Annotated in this window: 4 protein-coding genes; 3 read left to right on the top strand and 1 reads right to left on the bottom strand. The window is 74.6% G+C overall.

Features of this window, described 5'->3' with window-relative positions; genetic code table 11:
- On the top strand, window positions 1–1,021 hold a 1,021-nt coding region (locus tag ACTUAL_RS18565), incomplete at its 5' end, for a family 2 glycosyl transferase (protein WP_440901154.1).
- 122 nt (window positions 1,022–1,143) lie between these two features.
- Window positions 1,144–1,296, top strand: a complete 153-nt coding sequence (locus ACTUAL_RS18560; protein WP_157767836.1) for a hypothetical protein — start codon at window positions 1,144–1,146, stop codon at window positions 1,294–1,296.
- A gap of 39 nt (window positions 1,297–1,335) precedes the next feature.
- On the opposite strand, the gene ACTUAL_RS18555 is transcribed toward ACTUAL_RS18560, so the two are convergent.
- Entirely contained in the window at window positions 1,336–2,367 is a 1,032-nt protein-coding gene (locus ACTUAL_RS18555) for an NAD(P)-dependent alcohol dehydrogenase (protein WP_096495917.1), read from the bottom strand.
- Window positions 2,368–2,464: 97 nt separating this feature from the next.
- Here ACTUAL_RS18555 and ACTUAL_RS18550 point away from each other — a divergent pair.
- Window positions 2,465–3,038 (top strand): TetR family transcriptional regulator (locus ACTUAL_RS18550; RefSeq protein WP_440901153.1); only part of this gene is annotated, 574 nt, incomplete at its 3' end.

Genomic DNA, 3,038 nt, shown 5'->3' with positions numbered 1-3,038 from the left:
CGTCGTCGCGCGCAGCGAGGGGACCGGCAAGGGCACCAACGTGTTCGCGGTCTTCGACCGGGCGCGCGAGCTGGGCGCGGACCGGGTGCTGCTGCTCGACGCGGACGTGCGCTCGGCCGAACCGGGCTGGGTCGGCGCGCTGGCCGAGGCGGTGGACGGGGACGAGCCGGTGATGGCGCTGCCCTGCTACCGGCGCGACCGGTACGAGGCGAACACGACCAACCACCTGGTGAGCCCGCTGCTGGCGGCCGTGCACGGGGCGCACGTGCAGCAGCCGATCGGCGGCGAGTTCGCGTTCAACCGGGCGTTCCTGGAGCGGGCGGCGACCTGGGAGCGGCCGGACAGCGCGCAGCTGTACGGGATCGACGTGTGGCTGACCGCGAACGCGCTGCGGGAGGGGCTGCGGCTGGTGGAGGTCCCGCTGGGGCGCAAGCTGCACAACTCGCCGTTCCCGAAGATCCTGCGGCTGCCGCAGCAGGTGCTGGACTCGCTGTTCCACGTGGTGCTGGCGACCGACCGGGTGCGCGGCGCCGCGCCGCGCGGGTCGGGGCTGCGGCAGGCGGTAGACGTGGCGGCGGTGCCGCAGGACCCGGCGGTGGTGGCGCGGGTGGCCGACGCGGTGGGGCGGTACCTGGCGGCGCACCGGGGCGACGTGCTCGCGCTGTTCCCGGCGGCGCGCGGCCTGGTGTCGGCGCCGTGGGGGCTGCGGGTGGGCGCGCAGGTGTGGCCGGAGCTGCTGGCGGACGCGGTGGTGGCGCTGTCGGAGGGCTGGTTCACGTCGGCGCGGGACCACCTGGTGGCGCTGTACGTGAACCGGGTGATGACGTTCTGGGACGAGATCGAGGGGTTGGACGGGGCCGCCGTGGACGCGGTGCTGGACCGCCAGGCCGCGGAGACGGCTCGGGCGGTCGCGGGGCGCGGGGTGGAGCTGGGCGGTCGGGTGACCGGGCCTGGCGCCTTCCACGTCGGGCACTGGAGCGGGTTCACCGCCGACGAGCCCGCGCGGGGGCTCGCGGTGTGACGCGGTCGCGCCTCTGGCGGGAGTGGTGAAACCCGCCAGAGGCGTAACGCGGACGACCTCGGCAGCGCTTTCCAAGCATGGGAGCGGAGCGCGTCGGGCAGCGGAGGTGGTCCAGGCCCCTGTTGGCGCTGGCCGCGGTGTTCCTGGTGGTCGCGGTGTGGAACGGGGTGCTGACCGTCACCGAGGGGATCGGGTGGCGGGGCGCGACGGCGGCCGGGTGCGCGGTCGCGTCGGCCAGCCTGTTGTGCGTCGCGGCTGCGGACCGGTGGCGCTGACCACATGGCGCTGATCCCCTTGCGCGGCAACCGGTCGCGCTAGTCGAGGTCGCTCAGGTCGAGCACGAACCGGTAGCGCACGTCCCCGCGCCCCAGCCGCTCCAGCGCCTCGCCGACCCGCGCGGAGGGCAGCACCTCGACGTCGGCGACCACCCCGTGCTCGGCGCAGAACCGGAGCATCTCCGCCGTCGCCGGGAGCCCGCCGCTGCCGCTGGAGGTGAGCTTCTTGCGCCCTGCCAGCAGGTCCATGGTCTCGACGCGCACCGGCCCGAGGTAGCCGACCTGGGTCAGCGCGCCGTCCCAGGCGACCATCTTCAGGTACGGGGCGAGGTCGTGCGGCACGGCGATGGTGTCGACGACGACGTCGAACCGGTCGCGCGCCCGCTCGACCTGCTCGGGGTCGGTGGAGACGATGAAGTCCCCGGCCCCCAGCGCCCGCGCGTCGTCGGCCTTGTCGGCGGTGCGGCTGATCACCGAGACCTCCGCGCCGAGCGCGACGGCGAGCTTGACCGCCAGGTGCCCGAGCCCGCCGAGCCCGGCCACGGCGACCCGGCTGCCCGGCCCGACGCCGAGCGCGCGCAGCGGCTCCCAGACCGTGATGCCCGCGCACATCAGCGGCGCGGCGGCGGCCGGGTCGAGCCCCTCGGGCAGGTGGTGGGCGAACGCCTCGCGGACCACGTGCTCGCGGCTGTAGCCGCCGAGCGTGGTGCTGCCGTCGTGCCGGTCGGTCCCGCCGTAGGTCAGGGCGGGGAACTCGCGGCAGAAGTTCTGCTGCCCCGCCAGGCACGGCGCGCAGGTCCCGCACGAGTCGACGATGTTGCCCACGGCCACCGGGTCGCCGACCGCGAACGCGGTGACGTCGGGGCCGATCTCGGTGACCACGCCGGTGAACTCGTGGCCGGGCACCAGGGGCGTGGCGCCGTCGTGGGAGCGCAGGTGGTGCAGGTCGGTGTGGCAGACCCCGCAGTGGTCGACGCGCACGGCGATGTCGTCGGCCCGCAGGTCGCGCCGCTGGAGCGCGGACCGCACGAGCTCGCCGCCCTCGGCGCGCCAGCCGGTGGTCGTCCTCATGGTGGACACCCCTTCAAACAGACTGTTCGGTTTGTTTGACCGTAGGGCAGCTCGGGACCAAAAGCAAACCAACCGGTCTGTTTGCTAATCTGGGCGCATGGCAGAGCAGGCGCTGACCCCCAGAGGAGCCGCGACCAGGGCGCGGATCATCGAGGCGGCCACCGCCGAGTTCACCGAGCACGGCATCGCGGGCGCCCGCGTCGAGCGGGTCGTGGCGGCGGCGCGCACCAACAAGGCCCAGCTCTACGCGTACTTCGGCAGCAAGGACGGCCTGTTCGACGCGGTGCTGGGCAGCCTGATGGACCGGATCGTGGACGTGGTCCCGATCGACGCCACCGACCTCGCGGACTGGGCGGTGCGGCTGTACGACGACTACCTGGTGCGGCCCGAGGTGGTGCGGCTGGCCACCTGGACCCGCCTGGAGCGCCGCCCGACCGGCCACCTGGTGCTCGACCACGAGCAGCGCGAGGACGGGAAGCTGCGCGCGATCGCCGAGGCGCAGGCCGCCGGGCTGGTCGTGCCGGGCGACCCGTTCGACGTGATGGTGCTGGTGCTCTCGATGTCGCTGGCCTGGTCGCCGGTCAGCACCTCCTACGCGGCGAGCGCCGACGAGCCCGCCGAGGCGCACGAGCGCCGCAGGTCCCTGCTGCGCGAGAGCGTGCGGCGCGCGG

The sequence above is a fragment of the Actinosynnema sp. genome (assembly GCF_052038725.1).
Note: the sequence above shows the minus strand (reverse complement) of the source record. Positions and strands in the feature narration are given on the sequence as shown.